This is a genomic window from Thalassoglobus sp. (genome assembly GCF_048270125.1).
In the GTDB taxonomy this organism is placed as follows: domain Bacteria; phylum Planctomycetota; class Planctomycetia; order Planctomycetales; family Planctomycetaceae; genus Thalassoglobus.
The window spans coordinates 109,970-129,574 of sequence record NZ_JBLWTN010000004.1 but is presented as its reverse complement, the minus strand read 5'-3'; the positions used below and the strand labels follow the sequence as shown (position 1 = coordinate 129,574).

Below are 19,605 nucleotides of genomic sequence, written 5' to 3'. Positions count from 1 at the left end.
CTGGATCAATTCAAAAACATCATTCACTTACGTTGAATCGGAAACGACATGCTCAACAATAATCTTCTGCACGTGAATTTGAATCGTCATGGGGACGTCACCCGTCGCGATTTATTGCGACTTGCCGGGGGTGGCTTCGCCTCCATGAGTTGCCTCGGCCTGTTACGCTCCATCGGAATCAATGCCGAAGAAATTAAAAAGGAAGGCCGCTCGTGCATCATGGTCTTTCTGAGCGGCGCCCCCAGTCAGCTGGAGACCTGGGATCCGAAACCGGGAACGACGAACGGTGGGCCAACGAAAACAATTCAGACGGCAATCCCGGGAGTCGAGTTCGCCGAATACTGGCCCAAGATGGCGAAGATGATGAAAGACGTTTCAGTCATCCGCAGCATGGCTGGTAAGGAAGCTGCCCACGACCGTGGGCGTTATCATTTGCGAACAGGGCATCGTTTGCTCGGTCCAAACAAGTTTCCTCACATTGGTTCACTGGTCGCACATAAACTGGGTGATCCGGAATCCGATATTCCGAATTTCGTGAGCATTGGAGAGACTGTCAGTTCTGGATTCCTTGGTGTTGAGGTCGCCCCTTTTGTAATCGATCGAGCAGGGCAGTTACCTGCGAACATGAGGGGCTCCGTAGCAGGATCGCGGGCAAGTCGACGGATGGAGATGCTGCGGCAGCAGGACAACGAATTCGTCAAAGCCGGGGCAGAATCGATTGGCCGCGAACATCAAGAGCTCTACCGAAAAGCATCTCGGATGATGACCTCCTCTCGTTTGAAAGCGTTCACATTTGAGGGCGAATCAGACAAAACCAAACAGGAATACGGATCGAACCCGTTCGGACAGAGCTGCCTTGTTGCCCGGCGCCTTGTTGAATCAGGCGTTCCGTTTGTTGAAGTTCAGCGAGGCGGCTGGGACATGCACCAGAACTTGTGGCAAAATATGCCGAGAACTGCCGGTGAAGTTGATCAAGCTCTCTCAACACTGCTCACCGACCTCAAACAAAGAGGGATGCTGGAAAAAACATTAGTCATTTGCCTCGGCGAATTCGGCCGAACGCCAAAAATCAATCAAAGAACACCGTCTGTCGGCCGCGATCACTGGGCAAAGAACTTCAATCTGTTAATCGGCGGAGGTGGAGTGCAGGGGGGCGTTTGCGTTGGGAAGACCAGTCCGGATGGAATGGAGATTACCGACCGTCCGATAAGCGTTGACGACCTGTTCGCAACGATTTGCACTTCTTTGACGATTGATCCTAACGAAGAACTCATCACTCCGGGGGGAAGACCACTACGGATCGTGGACGAAGGTCTTCTCATCGACGAGATATTGATTTAATTGAAATTTTGTAAATGACGACATTCTGATTTCTGAATTCAGGAAACCCATAAAGACTCGTTGACTTTCCTGAGTACTTGACGTCTAATAGAATGCAAGGCTTGTGAGTCCCTGAGGGGTCAGGAAAAAGGCTCACATGACTTGAAAAGTTGCTTATTCTTTGATTTGTCGTTGCTGAGGGGTCAGTAACGTTCTGAAGATTAAGCTCGTGGAACCGAGTCAAACGTACGTGGGATAAGTGGACGTTTGCTCATAATAAGGTTGCACCGTTGTGGTCGATTTTCTCGGTTGCGTGGAACGTATTGCTCGAGAATCTTGAATCACGCTGGTGTCGCTCATCGAAGCGACGGTCGAACTCCGATATTTAGTAATAAGTATTTGAGTTTTTAGTTTCCGTATGCGAGGTCTAGCTATGAAGGCTGGAAGAAAGGCTCCTCAGGTCGTCATCACTGGCGTTGGGGTTGTCTCACCGGTCGGAATTGGAAATGAACGGTTCTGGAGCAATCTAGTATCCGGGCGTTCAGGTATTAGCCCACTCCGTTCTTTCTCCGCAGACAGTTTCCCTTGCAAACTGGCCGCAGAGATCCATGATTTCGATCCTCTTGAACACGTTTATGAAAAGAAATTCCTGAAGGTGATGTCTCGCGACATTCAACTCGGGGTTTCTGCAGCCTCTTTGGCGATGAAAGATGCCGCGATCCGAAGCGGACAAATTTCACCCGAACGTCTAGGTGTCGAATTCGGCTCAGGACACATTTCATTTACGCCTGACGAGTTGGCTGAGGCTGCTCGCGATTTTGCAGATCCATCGGAACGAGAAGGTTACACCCGCTGGGGTGAAGATGGACTCGGAAAAATTGCACCACTTTGGATGCTGCGACAACTCCCCAACATGCCTGCGTGCCATGTTGCCATTGAGAACGACGCTCGTGGCCCAAATAACACAATCACAAGTGCCGATTCATCCATGATTCTGGCACTTCAAGAGTCTGTCCGCTGCATTCAGCGAGACTCTGCCGACGTCATGATCGTCGGTGCATGCAGTTCGAACATTCATCCTGTTGATATCGCCCGAATCAGTTTGTACGACAATCTGTCATCACAAAGTGATCCGGAAAGTGCCTGCCGACCGTTTGACCGAGATCGTGACGGAACGATCGTCGGAGAAGGATCTGCAGTCTTTGTTGTCGAACGATATAGCCACGCCGTTGCTCGTGGTGCTGAAATTTACTGCGAAGTCCTCGGAGTTGGATCAGGCTGTGATGGACGTGGTTATGAGAACGGCTCAGGTGGCCGTGGACTCACAAATGCGATGAATGCCGCAATGAAGCGAGCAGGCATCTCCACGAGCGAAGTGGGTCACATTAACGCACACGGTAAAAGCACACGCCGAGACGACTATGTTGAAGCCAAGGCTTACCACAACACTTTTGGTGTCGACGCAGAAAAAATCCCAGTGACTGCCTTGAAGAGTTACTTTGGAAACTTTGAAGCCGGCTCAGGAGCTGTTGAACTTGCCGGTAGTGTCTTGGCACTCAAGCATGGTGTCCTCCCTGCGACGCTCAATTACAAACATCCTGACCCGAACTGCCGTCTCAACGTTGTTCGTGAACCGGAAAGACTAAAAACTTCAGTCGCAATGAGCGTGAATCGGACCACAATGGGACAAAGTGCAGCAGCCATCCTGCGAGCAGTTTAGAGCACTTTCGCACTTACAATATCCGTGAAGAGCGGTTTTGTGTGATGAATCGCTCTGACCTCAAAGGCAGAACGTGCACGACCGGCATTGAAAAGACTCTCTCAAACACCCCAGCACAACAATTGTGTTGGGGTGTTTTTTCATTTCTATGTGTGACACGAACGAGTCGCATTTCGTCTGCGAACCAGTTCCACTAAATTATCAGATTGATCGAGAACGTTTTTTCATACACACAAACCTGGAGCAAAACCAATCCTGGTCTTCATGTTCTGCCTCGTGGCGAGCAATCTATGAAGTCATCGAGATGATCCTCATACGCAGGACTGGCATTGGATAACACTCTAAGAACTAATCCGAAAACCTGCATTTTGTCTCTCAAAAGGTGAGAGCATTTTGATGCTCGGTTTCTGGATCCGCAGTAAGTCCCATGACCTCACCACATCCTGAGTCGCTCTCGCGAACCGAACTGATTGACTATCAAACATCTCGGCTTAAGGAATTGCTTTCGCTTGTCGAGCAGACCAATCCATTTTGGCAGGAACGTTTTAAATCGTGTGGACTGAAAGCGGCGGAGTTTCAATCTCCGGACGATCTATTGAAACTCCCGTTGCTGACGAAACAGGAGCTGGTTGAGAACCAGAATGCCTTTCCACCATTCGGAACCAACCTTTCGGCCCCCATGACAGGCTATTCTCGATTGCATCAAACTTCCGGAACGACCGGAAAACCGATGCGCTGGCTGGATACCCCAGAGAGCTGGAACTGGTTCATGGATTGCTGGGCTCAGATTTATCGAATTTGCGAAATTACTCCAGAGGATATCTTTGCGTTTCCATTTTCCTTCGGTCCCTTCATTGGGTTCTGGGCCGCCTTTGAAGGCGCACAACGACTCGGGAACCTGTCGCTGACAATGGGTGGAATGACAAGTGAAGCTCGGCTCAGCTTGATCATGGAGATGAAAGCGACAATCGTCTGCTGCACGCCGACCTATGCGATGCGTCTCGCCGATGTCGCGGAACAACTTGGGATTCCGCTCGCGGAAAGTGCGGTTCGAATGATCATTGTCGCGGGTGAACCGGGAGGGGCAATTCCAGCGGTTCGAAATCGAATCGAAGCAAGTTGGGGAGCCCGAGTCATCGATCACTGGGGCATGACAGACATCGGCTCACTAGGTGTGGAACCAGCCAATGCTCCTGGCGGCTTACTCATCTTAGAAACTGAGTGCCTCGCTGAAGTGCTCGATCCAGAGACCAACGCTCCTGTACCAGCGGGACAAACTGGTGAACTGATCATCACAAATTTCGGGCGAACCAGCCAGCCGGTAATCCGGTATCGAACAGGCGATCTCGTCAAGGTGGCAACCCAACCATGCAAGAGCGGATACGAACTCATGAGGCTTGAGGGGGGAATTCTAGGCCGAGTTGATGACATGGTCACCATTCGAGGAAACAATGTGTTTCCTTCGAGTTTAGACGCAATCATCCGTGAGATCCCTGACATCATCGAATACCAGGTCAATGTGATTACGCGACGCTCGATGCCGCACATGAAAATAGAAATTGAACCGGCTCCACACCGACTCAGCGTCCCCGAATCTCTGGATGCATTAAGAGAGCAGGTCGAGCAGGGAATTAAAGACCGCCTCAATTTCCATGCAGAAGTGATCCTTGTCTCTGAAAATGCACTTCCACGATTTGAGTTGAAAGGCCGTCGCTTCTTTCGAAATGGCTGAGAAGCTTCGACTCACCGGGTGCTTGAGCAACTTTCGAATTGGTGTGCAGGTTCTGCCACGTGGCGAACAGCAATTTTATTATTCAACCGCGTTCTTCACGGGCGCACGGGAGGGCAAACTGCTCTGAATGGGACAGTGAAGTTCCAAACCAAACTTGCTCCAGCAAGGTTATCGGCAATGGTTGCCACCTGTTCATAAAATTGCTGAACAGAAGCGTTTGGTCTTGTCAATTTCGGCGATTTCGTGATATCGAAGTCTACAAAGCTGTGCTCAAGATGAGCGCGCCCGTTTGCAGGAAAGGACTCCGCAATGAAGACGCAATCTGAATCTAATCGCCAGGACGACATTGAACTGGAACTCTCCGGCTGGTGGGCTATGGGAGCTTTCGGAGTTTTTGTCGCTGGGGGAGCTTTCCTGATCGCGCGAGCACAAGGGCCTGATGCGGTGGTCACGCTGATGCAGGTGTCACTGATGCTCGTCTTTTTTGTGGGCGGAATTCTACTCGGCTTGCTTTGCATGCAGGCACTCGGCGCCAGTCAACGCTGGAACCTGTCCGAAGAGTTTGATTCAGCGAACGAAACCGTTCCTCTGAAACCAACAGTCGCGCAGACTTCAAAAATACGGACCGCCGGTAGTACATCAGCTGTCGAAGCCGATGACGAGATCGATCCGTTTCTTGAAATTCTCAAGAGGAATCACTCTGGCAAAAGAGCTGCGTAACTTCTCAAATCGTCAGCGACACTCATTGCCTCGAAGATATTGTTTCAGTTTTCTGTGTTGAATTGCGTTCGCTGATAGTAGTCGACTGTCTCTTTCAAGCCCGACTTCAAATCAACCTGTGGCGTCCAATCCAATAATGATTTGGCGAGCGTAATATCTGGACAGCGACGCTTCGGATCATCCTCAGGAAGAGGTGCTCGAACGATTTTGGAAGAGGACCCCGTCACTTCCAGCACAGCTTCGGCGAGTTCGATCATCGTGTTCTCAGTCGGATTCCCGATATTGACGGGGCCAATTGCTTTGTCCTGATTCATCAATCGAATGAATCCTTCGATCAAGTCTGAGACAAAACAGAACGAGCGGGTTTGTAAGCCGTCGCCGTAGACAGTGAGGTCTTCGCCCCGTAATGCCTGCATGATGAAGTTGGAAACAACCCGTCCATCGTTGGGGTCCATGCGTGGTCCATACGTGTTGAAGATTCGCACGATTCGCACTTCAACATCATGAGCAAGGTGATAGTTGACACACAGCGACTCGGCTACTCGTTTTCCTTCGTCATAGCAACTTCGAGGGCCCAATGGATTCACGTTGCCCCAATAGTCTTCAGTTTGTGGGTGAACGTCCGGATCACCATAAACTTCTGATGTCGAGGTATGCAGAATTCGCGCTCCGCAGCGTTTCGCCAGTCCCAGAATATTGACCATTCCAACCGTCGACGTTTTGATTGTTTTAATCGGGTTGTATTGGTAGGCCACCGGAGACGCGGGGCAAGCACAGTTGTAGATCTGATCCGCTTCGACATACAGAGGATGAACGATGTCGTGGCGAATCACTTCGAATTTAGGATTCCCGATGAGGTGTCGGATATTTTCTTTTCGCCCGGAGAAGAAGTTATCAACACAAATGACATCATTTCCCTGCTCTAGCAACCGGTCACACAAATGGCTGCCTAAAAAACCTGCTCCACCGGTAACTAAAATCGTTGACATATTGACCTCTTAATCAGCAGTGACTGTCGAATGTGTGGAATTATATTGTTTTTCGTGCCCGCGAAGACCACTCTCATGATTTCATGACACTGCTCGTGACGAGGCAAGTACGTGAAAAGACAAATTGAATATGATCTCGGATTCTTCTCGTTGATTCACTCTTCGCAGCATAATCTATCAACTCAGCTGACTTGTGAAAATCAATGTTGATCGAGAAGTTTTTGGGCAAACCATGCTGAGGTTTGCTGTAATCCGGTTGTAACGTCTGTCCTTGGAGACCAACCGAGTTCGGATTGAATCTTCGTTGCTGAAATAAGATTTGATCGCAAGTCTCCTGGACGGGCTGGACCGTTGTCGACGTTCGGAACCGTGCGTTCCATTTCACGTTGTCGGAGCTCTGCCTGACAGTTCGCGTGCAAGGCGGATGCGATCTGATTCACATCTGTCGGAACTCCGGTCCCAACATTGTAGGCGACGAAGCCCGGGCTTGCGGATGTCAGAGCTCTCACATTCGCATCAACGACATCGGTCACGTAAACGTAATCCCGGACATACTTGCCATCTCCGTTGATGCGCGCCGGTTCCCCCGCGAGCATCTTCGTACAGAAGATCGCCACAACTCCCGCTTCTCCGTGCGGGTTTTGGCGCGGCCCAAAAACATTTGAGTAGCGAAGTGCAACCGTTTCCATACCATGTTCACGAGTGAAAAATTTCAGGTATTGCTCGCCTGCCCACTTGCTGATTCCGTATGGAGAAATTGGATTCGCAGGTGTCGTTTCCGGAGCAGGTTCGGTTACCTCTCCATACAGGACTCCTCCCGACGAGGCGAAAACAAAGCGTTTTGTTCCCACCTCGGCTGCCGACTTCAGCACATTGACCAAGCCGAGAATATTCACGTTTGCGTCAAAATCAGGTTCTCGAACTGAACGAGAAACCGACATTTGAGCAGCTTGATGGCAGAGACTCTCTGGTTGGAACTCTTGGAGAATGCTTGAAACCGCTTTGGCATTGGTGATGTCTGCTTCATAGAACTTGGCAGACTCTGGAACGTTTGCTCTTTCGCCCGAAGAGAGATCGTCCAGGACCGCGACATCGTGCTTTTGAGCAACAAGTTCCTCGGCAATATGCCCGCCAATAAATCCCGCACCGCCAGTAATTAGAATACGCATCGTTTTCAATTCGCTTCCAGCTGCCCCGAAGAAAAGTGCAACTATAACGAACCGCAGCAGCGAAATGAACGTCAGCCAGTGGCGCGTCGGAGAGGTTTTTCTTCTTCGACCGGAGCTGCCCATTCGTCGAACTTCAAAAGCTTCGCACTTGAGTCCGGCTCTTCAGCTTTCGTTGGTAGAAACTGTTGCATAGGAAGTGGAAACGCTGCCGACCACCCCAAGGGAAGGGTAATCCCGGTAATCCAGCGTGCTTCTTGCGAGGCAACAAAAGCCACCGCAGCAGCCACATCTTGCGGAGAGCCAATTCCCAGGGGGTGGGCCTGTCGAATCTGTTCTTCTGATTCGCTGGTCATATTGGCGACGTATTTATGGATCATAGGGGTATGAACCAGGGCAGGGGCAACACAAACGGCTCGGATTCCACGCGGAGCCAATTCCATTGCAAGCGACTGAGTCAGCCCAATGATTCCCGCTTTCGTCGCAGAGTACGCTGGGAAACCACCACAGCCTGCAATCCCAAGAACTGAAGCAAGATTCACGATCGCACCGGACTGCTCGGTGAAATGCGGAATCGATGAACGGATGACTCGCATTGCTCCAGTCAGGTTTACATCGATAACCTGCTGCCATTGGTCGTCGTTTGTTTCTTCCAACGTTGCAGAATGTTCAACACCTGCGTTATTCACTAAGACGTCAATACGCTCGAAACGTTCGACGATTGCGGAAATCGCTGCGTCGACGGAGGTTTGCTGAGTGACATCACACGCAAGCTCAATGTATTCGGCACCACGTTTATTCAGGCGATTGAAAAGCCGTTTTGGGCGTTCGCGCCAGAGGATCGCGAGCTTTGCTCCTTCTTCAGCCAAGCGCTCAGCGATCGCACCACCGATCCCTCGGTCGTTCACACCCGTGATGACTACAACTTGATCTTGATATCGACCGTTCAAGCGTCCTGCTCCTGAAGACTGTCCTCCAATGACAATACAATTGGCAATCTTCTCAGAACCTCCCAAACCGTACAATACCCAAACTTGCCACGAACTCGCCTATTCTGAAATTTTGGAGAATAGGGACACCGAAGGATGCTACTCCAACTGGGAAACGCCTGATGTAACACTCGTCATGCCAGGAATTCACTTATTCCACATCGCTGTTTCCCATAGAGAGCGGGAAAGACCGGAATGGCAGGGGACTTCGCAGAGCGAAAGTCTCTGAGGCAGTACATTGCTCAATCGAGCTTTTCCCCGACGGAATCAGCATTGCCCTCAGCACAAATTCCAATTTCCCCAGGGTATCGAGTCTTATTTTTCTGGAGGGACTTTGCGAGATTTGCCCTGAAGATCATCGAGTTCTTTTTGCAGCTTTTTCTTCACGTTTTTTTCCTGATTCTGGATCAGTTGCTCGAAAACTTCCTGGAAGCCGTCTCCCAAGACCTCGACAAATTTTCCATCTAAAACGCCCACTTTGCGAACATCGATATCTTTCAGCTTGAAATCAACATCCCGTACCTCAGCATTGAGGGAGAACTTCGGGATCGGGTCGGCAATCGAGAATTGAGCCGTTGGTTTTAGCGTCACCACGAGTCGAACCCGGACATCAGCATCGGCGATAGTTGTCCCATTGATTCCTTTCGCGCCGTAGACATAATGAGCAAATGTCCCTTCGCATCGTGCACGTAAATTGGTCTCAATGAGATAGGCCTGCCCATCAAATTTGGGGAGTGTTGTTTCTTTGATCTCGAACCGAAAGTGCTTTTCAGGATTCACCAGCGATGCGGAGTACTTTCGACAGAACCCATGTCGCACTTCTTTTTCTCGTTTCGAGATTCTTAGCCCACGGACCCGAAATCCATCAAACCGTCCTGAAGTCTTGTTCCAATACTTGTCGTTGAGGTACGGTTCATTCGAAGATTCGATGACCACAAAACGGACGAGTTCTTCAAGATTTGGAGCAACTGGAGGCTGAGATTCTGGTGCCGATTCCTCTGCGAAAGAAGCTCCGACCGTGAACATCCAAAGAAAAAACGAGAGGCAAACGCCCCTCGTTAATTGAAATTTCAAGTCTCCCTCCCTGGTGAGATCACATTGCTTCGCACTTGAGATGCGGCCACCAATTACCTGGCGTCCCACCACCAGCGGTTCTGCGGGACATCGACTGCCATTGCGGCATCAGCGATTCCGTCGAGTCTTGGCGATGATTTGACGACTTGTGTGTCTTTCAACACTGAAGCCAAATCGGCTCGGACTCCACCTGCGACCTGGAGAACAACATCTTTGCCGTTGAAGACACGGTGTGACACAACAGACTCGGTCTGTTGTGGGACGGCGTATGTCTCAGGATTGTAGGCTCCGTTCACAGCGAAGACTCCACGGTTCCAACCCGCTTTGTCATCAAGCTGATCTTTTTCGATCAAAGCAGCGACCAAAGCCAAATCGAAGACACTTTGCAGGTCTGCAAAAATGGAATCTTTTTCAGCAAGTTCTGGATAGTGCTCGGTGAAGTTTTGTGCGAACAATCGATTCACAGGCTCTGCTTTTCCGGTGTTGACTCGTTCGCCTTTGTCGTTCAGGTACTGATTCTCTGAAAGACATTTCACAGCTGAGCCACGGATTTTGTACACATTCTGGTTTTCGGAGTGAAGAACTTCGTCGTACTTCATGGTCATCCACCAACGCATGGCATCCAGTCCACCACTCGCAAGAGCAGGGTCTTTCTTGAGAAGTTCGAAATAGTCAGGAATGTTTGAACCAGCTTCAAGTTGGCCGATGCCGATCAGCTTCATTCGATAGTCAGCTTCAACCAAAACGCGGGCGACTCGACTATTAGCAGGAACACCGTAAACAGTGATGTCTTGCAATCCGAGGATCTCTCCAATTTTGCTGGACCAGCGACGCACACCGGCAGGGCTCAATGGTCCGCGAGCTTGTGACGTGGCTGCGTATTCTTTCACAGCTTTGATGTTCTCTGGCTTCGGATCGATCGAGCAGCCGAAGATGTTCATTCCTTCAGGGCTGAAGGTTCGCATGACAGTCACCAAGTCATCGAGCTGAAGAATTGGGCGACCGCTTTCGGTTCCAACGGCAGTACCGTACTCGTTGTATTCCCAACTTTCTGCTGGACCACCGATGACGACTTCGCCGGTTTCAGGATAAACGAAAACGTATTCAACCTGAGAAAGACCAGCCAGTTGTTGCATCGATTCTAAAACAGGTTTGCCGCTGGCGATTCGCTCTGCGATCAACTTTTCGAGTCGAGTCAATGAAACGAGACGCAAGTTTGACTGGCGTGCCATCTCTTCATTCAGTGAAGCTTTACGAGCCTTAACACCCATTGCAGCAAGAACGCCGCTCAGATCTTTCTTCGATGTCATTGCAAGAACACCGTTTGGATCAACGCGAACTCCACTTTCGAATTCGCTGATTGTTCCCCCTTCTTGCTCAATCTCGAACCAAGGTCCGGACGTCTGATCCTGAATCAATTCGATCAGCGAATCGAAATCGGCTCCCGTCCCCCCTTGAAGGGTCTGACGACGAGCTTTCTCGACAACGGCTGTTCGTCGAGTGGTTGCTTCATTTCCAGCGGCAAATTCGCCAGCTGCAAAGAATCCATCAGCGACATCTGCATCCTGAGCGAACACCGGGACATTGAACACAACGCTCATCGTCAATACTGCCGCAATTTGCATTGCGGAACATGTGCGCTGTTTTAGAATTTCAAATCTCATTGTTCAGTCACTCCAACGGAATGGTAGAAGGGTCGCGACGGCAGAATATCAGTGCATACGATTGAACATGTGAACCGACACCATTTCCTAGCATCGTCTTATGTCATGCACACGTCAAGAACTTTTGAGGAAAGTTTATCGCTACGGCAGAGACTGTTCAAACGGGTCAAAAGAATGAGAACAGTCGATACAATTCCTTAAGAAGCTACAAGTGTTGTGAGGTTTGTTACGAATGTTCGGATGAAACGCATTTGACGATCATCAGGTCCTCAAGATCGAAACGACGTTCGAGCCCCAAAATTGCCCCAAAAAGTTACTTTCATGCCCGAACTTCCAGAAGTTGAAACGATGGTCCGCGGAATCCGCCCCGCGATGCAAGGATCCAAGCTCGTAGAGTTGCGGGCCTGCCCCTGTACAAAAAAACCGCTCAACGTCACTCCGGCTCTTGAAGAGTTCACTCAGCGTGTTCGCGGACAGAAGGTTGAGGCTGTGGAGAGAAAGGCAAAGCGGATCGTCATTCGGCTCAAAGAGGACGTGATAGTCTTTGAACCTCGAATGACCGGTTTGGCATTGCTGACCGATCCACCGAGCCTCGAACATTTGCGGTTCGAGTTTTGTCTCACTCGCGGAAAGCAAAAGCAGTCTGTCTGGATTTGGGACCGGCGAGGTCTTGGGACATTGCGATTGATGTCTCATCAGGAATTTGACGTTGCCCTTGGAGAAAACGTTCTCGGACCGGATGCATTGGAGATCTCAGTCGACGAACTGTTGGCGCGACTGAAAGAAACGAAACGCGCAATCAAGGTTGCGTTGCTGGACCAAAAGCTGATCGCGGGAGTCGGGAATCTTTATGCCAGTGAGATTCTTCACGAAGCGAAGATCTCTCCTGTAGCAGAAGCTTCGAAGCTTTCGCGTCAACGAGTTGACCGGATTCACAAAGCGATGAATCGCATTCTTCGCGAAGCCATTCAGTATGAAGGCTCGACACTCAACGATGGAACTTATCGAAATGCTCTGAATCAGAATGGATCTTACCAGAACAAACATTGTGTGTACGCGAAGGAAGGAGAGCCATGCAAAACTTGTGAGACCTCATCAATCCGGCGAATCGTTCAGGCTCAACGTTCAACTTTCTACTGCCCGAAGTGCCAGAAGAGATAACCCGCAGTTCCCAGCCTCGCCCAAAACGACCGACTCGCAATCCAGTCTGATTGCGAAAGATGATCAGTCACCGAAGATCACCGTTTCGTCCTGATCCTTGGTCGGAGCGAGCTGAGTTCCAAGGCTCGGAATCAATACCTGGGACGCATTCTTTCGAGAACTGTTCACATGCTCTTCCCACCATTGTTGAGCCTCGTCAAACGACCAGGAGTTCGCAGCCTGACAGCGTCCAAGTTGGCTGGCCAGTTCCATTACTCCTTGTGGTCGATCTGCCGATTTTTTTTCAAGGCAGCTTTGAATAATCACTCGAAACTCCTCAGAGCAGGGCATCGCGCTGAACTTTGGAGTCTCCGAGATCTGTGCTCGTAGAAGTTGAGGCAACGACAGATTTTCGAACAGCAACTTTCCGGTAATGCAGAAATAGGCCACGGCTCCCAATGCGTAGAGATCCGTACGCTCGTCAACGAGATCGGGAGACTGAATTGCTTCGGGAGCCATATATGCCGGCGTCCCCATGATCTTGCAAGCGTCCGGTAAATGAGGAATTTCATCTTTCACGGCGACCAGTCCAAAGTCGAGAACTTTCACAAAATCGTAAGCTCCCCCACAGACTGTCAAAGCAATATTCTCTGCTTTGATGTCACGATGTACTAGCCCTTTTGAATGAGCTTCTGCTAACGAACCGCAAACCTGACAGAGAAGATGGATGACGCGATCCTCCGGCAGAGGACCGTAATCCGTAACGAGCTCACTCAAGCTCATCCCTTTCAGATATTCCATCACATAGTACAGCGTTCCATCGGATGTCATTCCGTAGTCATAGACCTGAACTGTATGGGGACTTGAGAGTTCGCTGGTGATGTGTGCTTCAACTTCAAAACGCTCCAGAACCTGCTGACTTAATGTTGCTGTCTTCAACATCTTCACGGCTGCCGGTCGTCGCAACATGGAATGTCGCGCACGGTAAACGACTCCGACTCCTCCCTGTCCAATCTTCTCTTCCAACGTATAACTTCCAAGAGTTCGCTCCACCCAGTTCACCTGCTCCTGATTCTCTTCGATGGCGGCACAGGCGAGCCGGCTCAGGCGGTCGCCGAGTGTTGTTCTCATGGACGATGTTCCGGTCAACGAAGCAAACTCTTCATCCACATCTGCAGCGACCTGCAAAAAATCAAACTCCGGAATCTGCTTCTGATACTCCAGTAAAAGCGAAATCCCCCTTGGCTCCTGTTGGAGCGTCCCGGGGAGTAATCCGCTGACAGCCACAGCTCCAATTTCTGAGCGAACAAGCAACTCGTTTTGCAGGATCTCATCGTGTGAATGGTGCATTATCACACTTGCGACGACCCCTTCAGCGAAGTTCCATTGTGAGAGCAACGCAGCCGTAAAAATTGAGTGATCACCTTTGAGCTGACCAGTCTCAAGTTCGACAAGCCTGATTTGCTCGGGCCGATAGGTCTCGTAGAGTTCAGAATGAGCATCCATTAAATGTGGAAGCAATAGATCTTGCAACAGGGCGGAAATGTAGGCCACTTCTGGATCACCTCCGGTCATTTCACAAACTCGCCGAGCGTACAACGCACGTTCCTGAGACTCTAAGAGCAGATTTCTCATCTGCTTTTGCGAGCCCGAGCACTTGCTCATTGAGGCTTGAATCGCTGCACTCATGACGAGCATCTTACAACGCTGCAGACCAAGCAAACCAATGGCTCGCGAAATCGAAGAGACGCGATCTCGTAGCATCATTTGTGAACCATTCACGATCCGCAGGACGCTGGTCGCTATTTCCGAATCCTTCTCGATCAATAATGCCAGTTCATTCAGTGGAGTGTTCGGTCGGTCAACCAGTTTTAAGAATTCGGCGATGCACTGAGGAGGACGCGGAATCTGAATCCGGGAAGGTAACTGCGGGAGCGATTGACCTTGAAACCTCTGAGCGATCAATTCCTGCCAGTTGAGCATTGATTCTGCACGATCATTTTGGAGACGCCGTAAAGGTTATGACGGGACTAACAACAGATGAAGGTCTTGTTCCTTCCAAAGAGTCTCAATGGATGCAAATCTCGTTCAGTCTGAAAACGAGTCGGCGTCAGGGCGACCACACGACCTCTTTACGACTCTATCACTCAGCAGGAGAAGTGCATGATCAACAACCGAATATCAACTCGCAGATGGTGGCAACCAGAACCGACGAGGGCAAAGAGCGACATCGAAGAAACAATTGCACCGATTAATCCGATAGTTTCTCTTTCGGAATGCAGAGGAAATCCGCACATCGAAAGGGATCCCCCCGGCGCAGTCACTCGAAAACTGACGAACGATATGTCACTATCTTCCGGACCCACTTAGTAACATTTTTGTCCACACTGACGACTACACTGATAACCACACCGACGATCACACTGTCCCAATTGGATGACAACACCATGAGACGCTTCGCGACTTTCATCAGCCTCAATCACTCACGACTCTTTACGTGTCTGTGCATGGGAATGATCATTTCAGGAATTGCAGTTTGCACTTCCGAAGCCCAGGAGGCTTCCACCATTCCCAAACTCGTCGGAGATGGAACGACCGACAATACAGCGGTGATCAATCAATGGATCTCAGAGAAGAAAGCACCACTCACATTTCCCAAAGGTGTTTTTCGAATTACCAAAACCATCGAAATCGATCTCGACAAAACCGGCCCAATTTCCATCAGTGGAGACGGAACAGCGACCATTCTAATGGATGGCCCGGGTCCTGCTTTTCGATTCATTGGGACACATGAAGGAACTGCCGCCCCCGCGACCGTGAAAGAGAATGTCTGGAAAAATCAGCGAACGCCAATGGTCGAAGGAGTCGAAATCCTCGGGAATCATCCGGAAGCAAACGGCATCGAAGCGACCGGAACAATGCAAATCACAATCACCCGGGTTGTGCTCCGCAAATTGCATCACGGCATCCACCTCGTCAAACGCAACCGCAATGTCTTAATCGCTGATTGCCATATCTATGAGAACAGCGGTGTCGGTATTTTTTATGACAAAGTCAACCTGCATCAGTCAAACATCATCGGTTGCCACATCAGCTACAACAAGCTGGGGGGCATCGTGAACAAAGGAGGCGACGTCCGCAATATTCATATTGGAACGTGTGATATTGAAGGGAACATGGGCGGCCCTGATTCAACACCCAGTGCCAACATTGAACTCGACTCTCGAGGCGGGTCAGTCGCTGAGGTTGCTATTGTCGGTTGCACGATTCAGCACGACCACAACTCGCCAAATTCCGCCAACATCCGATACCACGGGGAAAGCACCCCGCGACCGTTCACCGACGAAACACGTCATGGTCATCTTACCATTGCGGACAACGTTCTTTCTGATGTGTTCGTCAACATTGAGATTACCAATGCTCGCAGTGTTGCGATTACAGGCAACACTGTTTGGAAAGGTTACGAACACAACCTGAAAATCACAGGGTCCGAAAGTGTTGTTGTCACAGGCAACATGTTCGACCGGAACCCTCGCTATCACTATGGAGATGGAGCCCTCAGCAAAAACGCGATTCTGATTGAGAACTCGACAGGTGTCACGTTTTCTGCGAATCACATTACAGGTGTCATCTTCGGAAAAGCAGCTGTGAATGTTCAGAATTGCAAACGGGTGAATATCAGCAACTGCACAATTCTTGATTGTGCCCTGCACGGAGTACTTCTTGAGAAGACAACGGAATCAAGAATCTCAGACTGCCTGATCAAGGGTGACGAGCTTGTTTCTGCAGTCAAGGAAATCGCAGGGAAAGACAATTTCGTTGCAACAGAACTTCGACCAGAGACAAAATAGAAAGCAGTTCAGGCACGTTTACCTCAGCGGGACTCCGAAAACCGGCATCCAGCCCTCAAACAGTGGGAAAATCCTTCCCATTATGGCTCCAGGAGAGTTCCTCAAACGGTTCCGACTGGTGATTTCGAAATTTTTTCCTAGAATGATGTTGTAGGACTTCTCCAATTACTGATGCCATCCGCGATTGACTCAGAATTTGCGAGACAACTCCAAAGTGACCGGGCCAACTCTCAGCTTGAAAAGTGCCCGACAGAGAACACCACTGACCTATCAGAACTGCACGACTTGGACTGCCCATGTGCCTCTTTTCGAATAGACGGCTCAGATCAGAACGACTCATCGCAAACTACTTCAAACAATCGAGCTCAGTTTCAGGACTAAGCTCATATTCAAAACTCAATTTAAGGAAATACTGAGATGTTGAACAAACAACTTCTAATCTGTTTCATCCTCACACTCGGGATGGCAACAGGATGTGCAAAGAAATCTGAAACGACGGCTGAGGGCGAACCAGCAACAACTGACGAAGCTGCAGCAGTCGAACTTGGTGAAGCCGCACCACCAGAACTCTCCGCAGAAGACAAAGCGTTGGTTGAAGCACAAGTATTCTGCCCAGTTGGCGGAGAGCTTGGTGGAATGGGAACGCCTGTCAAAGTGATGGTTGATGGCCAACCCATCTTCATCTGCTGCGAAGGCTGCCGCGGACCTCTCCTCGAAGATCCTGAAAAGTATCTTGCCGAACTGGAAGAAAAGAAAAAGAAAGCTGCTGAAAAAGAAGCAGAAGCTTCAGAAGACGCAGAGACCGAAAAAGCGACTTCGTAGTCGGTTTCTTACAGATCGCAATGAGCCTCTGGCGACAGACCCCGGAGGCTCATTTTTTTTTGAACTCAAAATATTGCTCACCGAAAAAAGTCCTATATGCTTAAACACTCCGAGATTGCCAATCTTCCAATTATTGAGAGTTGTGAAGGGTGTGGGGCCTGCTGTATGCAAACCCCGGTTCCGCCCTATGTGGTGATTGACGGACAACATGAAGCAAAGTTGCGCGGCGTCCCCGAAGATTTAATCGCAGAAATCATGCCATTTTGGGAGATTCGATTCAACCTGCATGAAAATCCCTGCATGTGGTTCGACCCTGAAACTTTGGCTTGCCAGCACTATGAGCATCGTCCGCAGGCGTGTCGGGATTTTGAGATCAACTGCTCTTCTTGCCATTCTATTCGTGACAGATGCGGTATCGAAAGCTAAAATGGATACGCAGGTCCGCTTTAGTTTAAACTGAGATTTGGGAGCCTCGATAATGCTGCCGTTCAATCGATACACCTTTGCAATCGCATCACTGATCGTTATCGGAAACTGCACATCAGCGGTTGCTCAGCTTGAGTTTGAAGCAGCTCCGATCAACTACTCCGATTCGACTCCCACGGATTCCGTCACCCAGTTACAAAAGCAACTCGACGAGGGCAAACTCGAGTTGGAGTACGATGAAAAGAACGGATACCTTCCGGCACTCCTCGACGCCCTCAAGATTCCTTATTCTTCGCAAATGCTCGTCTTCTCTAAAACGAGCCTGCAGCTTCGGCGTATCACTCCTAAAAAACCCCGCGCCCTTTACTTCAACGACGATACTTACGTCGGCTTTGTCCAGGGTGGGGATGTCATTGAGATTTCGACTGCCGATCCTCAACTGGGGGGAGTCTTCTACAGCCTCGATACGACAAAAGTCGACCGACCTCAACTGGTCCGTGATCAAGGGCAGTGCATTACATGCCACGCTTCTTCGAGAACAGAAGGGGTCCCGGGACATTTGATGCGATCTGTTTTTGTCGACCGTTCCGGCCAACCTCACTATGGATCAGGGACATACACCACGAAACAGTCCAGTCCGTTCGACAAGCGTTTTGGAGCCTGGTACGTCAGCGGAACACACGGTGATATGAGACATATGGGGAATGTCATCTCTCCGAAAAACGTTCGACTCGATTCCCTGGATAGAGAAAGCGGCGCAAACCTCACCGACATCAGTGATCTCGTTGATACAACTCCGTATCTGGAAGAGACCAGCGATCTGGTCGCCTTGATGGTTCTCGCACATCAACTCGAATTGCACAACTTGCTCACGCGTGGCAATTTCGAAGCTCGCAACGCCTTGCATTACAACACTGTGATGAACAAAGCCTTGGAACGCGAGGACGATTACATCAGCGATTCAACACACAGACGCGTCGCCAGTGTGGGGGACAAAATCGTTGCCTGCATGTTGTTTGCAGACGAATTTCAACTGACCTCCCCAATTCAGGGGGCGTCCAGTTTCCGCGAGGATTTCGAATCATCTGGACAAAGAGATTCCAAAGGGCGGTCGCTGCGAGATTTTGACTTGCAGTATCGCATTTTCAAGTACCCGTGCAGCTACTTGATTTACTCAGAAGCTTTCGATGCTCTACCAGAAATCATGAAAGATTATGTGTCAAAGCGTCTCATTGAGGTTCTACAAAGCCCCCCCGAAGATGATGAGTTCAAGAACCTGACAAAATCTGACCGACGGAACATTCTGGAAATTCTTAGTGAGACCAAGCCGACATTGTTTGCAAAATCCGTCGACTAGAGCAGTTTGCTCTACCGTGTGCCCGTGAAGAACGCATTTCGCTAGTGAAAATGCTGTTCGCCACGAGGCAGAACCTGCAAACTAATTCGAAAGATGCGCTAATACGCTATCGAGTTCCTTGTCATCGTGAAGAGTGCATTTCGTGTGACGGAACATTGAAACCCACGAAATTGTCACCGACATCCTTTTCAATAAAACTTGAGGGTCTGAGCATCAATGCATTTAGCCGGACACATTTTGTGTCCGGCTAGAGCAGTTTGCTCTACCGTGTGCCCGTGAAGAACGCATTTCGCTAGTGAAAATGCTGTTCGCCACGAGGCAGATCCTGCAAACCAATTCGAAAGATGCTCTAAAGATTTGGGGTCTCATTCTGTACTTGTTCGGCTTAGTAACGATTGCTGTGTCCGCTGTTGTGATGACTCCCGTGGTGCCCGCCGTAGTGACCGCCATGATGCCCACCGTGGTGATTGTTGTGGCTGTTGTAATGACCGCCGAAGTGATGCCCGCCAAAATGATGGTTGTTGTGGTGTGAGTTAAAGTGTCCGCCATGGTGGTGATGGGAATTATGATGAGAGTTGAAATGCCCGCCGTGGCTGTTTCCATGATGATTGCCGTGGAAACTCCGATTCGATGAG

17 protein-coding genes are annotated in these 19,605 nt (G+C 49.9%); 11 read left to right on the top strand and 6 right to left on the bottom strand.

Translation table 11 applies throughout. The annotated features are described in order from the left end of the window. Nucleotides 1-48: 48 nt before the first annotated feature. The 4 genes from ACN0YR_RS06740 to ACN0YR_RS06725 all read left to right on the top strand — a co-directional run bounded on the left by ACN0YR_RS06740 (nt 49) and on the right by ACN0YR_RS06725 (nt 5,492). Nucleotides 49-1,341 carry a DUF1501 domain-containing protein gene (locus ACN0YR_RS06740; protein ID WP_417848432.1) on the top strand — a complete coding sequence of 431 codons (1,293 nt, stop codon included), beginning with the start codon at nt 49-51 and terminating at the stop codon, nt 1,339-1,341. Between the two features lie 412 nt (nt 1,342-1,753). Then, a complete protein-coding gene (locus ACN0YR_RS06735) occupies nt 1,754-3,040 on the top strand; it encodes a beta-ketoacyl-[acyl-carrier-protein] synthase family protein (RefSeq protein WP_417848431.1) in 1,287 nt (428 codons plus the stop codon). Nucleotides 3,041-3,467: 427 nt separating this feature from the next. Further along, a complete protein-coding gene (locus ACN0YR_RS06730; RefSeq protein WP_417848430.1) occupies nt 3,468-4,772 on the top strand; it encodes a phenylacetate--CoA ligase family protein in 1,305 nt (434 codons plus the stop codon). Between the two features lie 309 nt (nt 4,773-5,081). Beyond that, nucleotides 5,082-5,492 carry a hypothetical protein gene (locus ACN0YR_RS06725; protein WP_417848429.1) on the top strand — a complete coding sequence of 137 codons (411 nt, stop codon included), beginning with the start codon at nt 5,082-5,084 and terminating at the stop codon, nt 5,490-5,492. A 44-nt stretch (nt 5,493-5,536) separates the two neighbouring features. On the opposite strand, the gene ACN0YR_RS06720 is transcribed toward ACN0YR_RS06725, so the two are convergent. From ACN0YR_RS06720 to ACN0YR_RS06700, 5 genes are all read right to left on the bottom strand, one after another. After that, nucleotides 5,537-6,481, bottom strand: a complete 945-nt coding sequence (locus ACN0YR_RS06720; RefSeq protein ID WP_417848428.1) for a UDP-glucuronic acid decarboxylase family protein — start codon at nt 6,479-6,481, stop codon at nt 5,537-5,539. Between the two features lie 200 nt (nt 6,482-6,681). Continuing rightward, nucleotides 6,682-7,650, bottom strand: a complete 969-nt coding sequence (locus tag ACN0YR_RS06715; protein WP_417848427.1) for an NAD-dependent epimerase/dehydratase family protein — start codon at nt 7,648-7,650, stop codon at nt 6,682-6,684. Nucleotides 7,651-7,721: 71 nt separating this feature from the next. Beyond that, complete coding sequence (locus ACN0YR_RS06710) at nt 7,722-8,597, bottom strand: SDR family NAD(P)-dependent oxidoreductase (RefSeq protein ID WP_417848426.1); 876 nt, start codon at nt 8,595-8,597, stop codon at nt 7,722-7,724. Between the two features lie 354 nt (nt 8,598-8,951). Next, complete coding sequence (locus ACN0YR_RS06705; protein WP_417848425.1) at nt 8,952-9,710, bottom strand: hypothetical protein; 759 nt, start codon at nt 9,708-9,710, stop codon at nt 8,952-8,954. A 53-nt stretch (nt 9,711-9,763) separates the two neighbouring features. Beyond that, nucleotides 9,764-11,311: a DUF1598 domain-containing protein gene (locus tag ACN0YR_RS06700; RefSeq protein WP_417848424.1), complete on the bottom strand. Its 1,548-nt coding sequence runs from the start codon at nt 11,309-11,311 to the stop codon at nt 9,764-9,766. 384 nt (nt 11,312-11,695) lie between these two features. On the opposite strand from ACN0YR_RS06700, the gene mutM reads away from it, so the two are divergent. Continuing rightward, a complete protein-coding gene (mutM, locus tag ACN0YR_RS06695) occupies nt 11,696-12,535 on the top strand; it encodes a bifunctional DNA-formamidopyrimidine glycosylase/DNA-(apurinic or apyrimidinic site) lyase (protein WP_417848423.1) in 840 nt (279 codons plus the stop codon). Between the two features lie 63 nt (nt 12,536-12,598). On the opposite strand, the gene ACN0YR_RS06690 is transcribed toward mutM, so the two are convergent. Beyond that, entirely contained in the window at nt 12,599-14,497 is a 1,899-nt protein-coding gene (locus tag ACN0YR_RS06690) for a protein kinase domain-containing protein (RefSeq protein WP_417848422.1), read from the bottom strand. Nucleotides 14,498-14,535: 38 nt separating this feature from the next. Between ACN0YR_RS06690 and ACN0YR_RS06685 the strand changes: the two genes are divergently transcribed. From ACN0YR_RS06685 to ACN0YR_RS06660, 6 genes are all read left to right on the top strand, one after another. After that, complete coding sequence (locus tag ACN0YR_RS06685) at nt 14,536-14,769, top strand: hypothetical protein (RefSeq protein ID WP_417848421.1); 234 nt, start codon at nt 14,536-14,538, stop codon at nt 14,767-14,769. A 192-nt stretch (nt 14,770-14,961) separates the two neighbouring features. Continuing rightward, nucleotides 14,962-16,365 (top strand): right-handed parallel beta-helix repeat-containing protein, encoded by a 1,404-nt coding sequence (locus ACN0YR_RS06680; RefSeq protein WP_417848420.1) that lies wholly within the window; start codon nt 14,962-14,964, stop codon nt 16,363-16,365. A gap of 417 nt (nt 16,366-16,782) precedes the next feature. Then, entirely contained in the window at nt 16,783-17,187 is a 405-nt protein-coding gene (locus ACN0YR_RS06675; RefSeq protein ID WP_417848419.1) for a hypothetical protein, read from the top strand. Between the two features lie 96 nt (nt 17,188-17,283). Next, the gene (locus ACN0YR_RS06670; RefSeq protein ID WP_417848418.1) at nt 17,284-17,613 is read left to right on the top strand and encodes a YkgJ family cysteine cluster protein; all 330 of its coding nucleotides are present in this window, start codon (nt 17,284-17,286) and stop codon (nt 17,611-17,613) included. 52 nt (nt 17,614-17,665) lie between these two features. Then, a complete protein-coding gene (locus tag ACN0YR_RS06665; protein ID WP_417848417.1) occupies nt 17,666-18,970 on the top strand; it encodes a hypothetical protein in 1,305 nt (434 codons plus the stop codon). 295 nt (nt 18,971-19,265) lie between these two features. Next, entirely contained in the window at nt 19,266-19,502 is a 237-nt protein-coding gene (locus ACN0YR_RS06660) for a hypothetical protein (RefSeq protein WP_417848416.1), read from the top strand. The last annotated feature ends 103 nt before the right edge of the window (nt 19,503-19,605 follow it).

Excerpts from the sequence above, each read along its gene's own strand:
- ACN0YR_RS06740 (WP_417848432.1), top strand. The coding sequence starts at position 49 with ATGCTCAACAATAATCTTCTGCACGTGAATTTGAATCGTCATGGGGAC.
- ACN0YR_RS06735 (WP_417848431.1), top strand. The coding sequence starts at position 1,754 with ATGAAGGCTGGAAGAAAGGCTCCTCAGGTCGTCATCACTGGCGTTGGG.
- ACN0YR_RS06730 (WP_417848430.1), top strand. The coding sequence starts at position 3,468 with ATGACCTCACCACATCCTGAGTCGCTCTCGCGAACCGAACTGATTGAC.
- ACN0YR_RS06725 (WP_417848429.1), top strand. The coding sequence starts at position 5,082 with ATGAAGACGCAATCTGAATCTAATCGCCAGGACGACATTGAACTGGAA.
- ACN0YR_RS06720 (WP_417848428.1), bottom strand. The coding sequence starts at position 6,481 with ATGTCAACGATTTTAGTTACCGGTGGAGCAGGTTTTTTAGGCAGCCAT.
- ACN0YR_RS06715 (WP_417848427.1), bottom strand. The coding sequence starts at position 7,650 with ATGCGTATTCTAATTACTGGCGGTGCGGGATTTATTGGCGGGCATATT.
- ACN0YR_RS06700 (WP_417848424.1), bottom strand. The coding sequence starts at position 11,311 with ATGAGCGTTGTGTTCAATGTCCCGGTGTTCGCTCAGGATGCAGATGTC.
- mutM (WP_417848423.1), top strand. The coding sequence starts at position 11,696 with ATGCCCGAACTTCCAGAAGTTGAAACGATGGTCCGCGGAATCCGCCCC.
- ACN0YR_RS06690 (WP_417848422.1), bottom strand. The coding sequence starts at position 14,497 with ATGCTCAACTGGCAGGAATTGATCGCTCAGAGGTTTCAAGGTCAATCG.
- ACN0YR_RS06685 (WP_417848421.1), top strand. The coding sequence starts at position 14,536 with ATGACGGGACTAACAACAGATGAAGGTCTTGTTCCTTCCAAAGAGTCT.
- ACN0YR_RS06680 (WP_417848420.1), top strand. The coding sequence starts at position 14,962 with ATGAGACGCTTCGCGACTTTCATCAGCCTCAATCACTCACGACTCTTT.
- ACN0YR_RS06675 (WP_417848419.1), top strand. The coding sequence starts at position 16,783 with ATGTTGAACAAACAACTTCTAATCTGTTTCATCCTCACACTCGGGATG.
- ACN0YR_RS06670 (WP_417848418.1), top strand. The coding sequence starts at position 17,284 with ATGCTTAAACACTCCGAGATTGCCAATCTTCCAATTATTGAGAGTTGT.
- ACN0YR_RS06665 (WP_417848417.1), top strand. The coding sequence starts at position 17,666 with ATGCTGCCGTTCAATCGATACACCTTTGCAATCGCATCACTGATCGTT.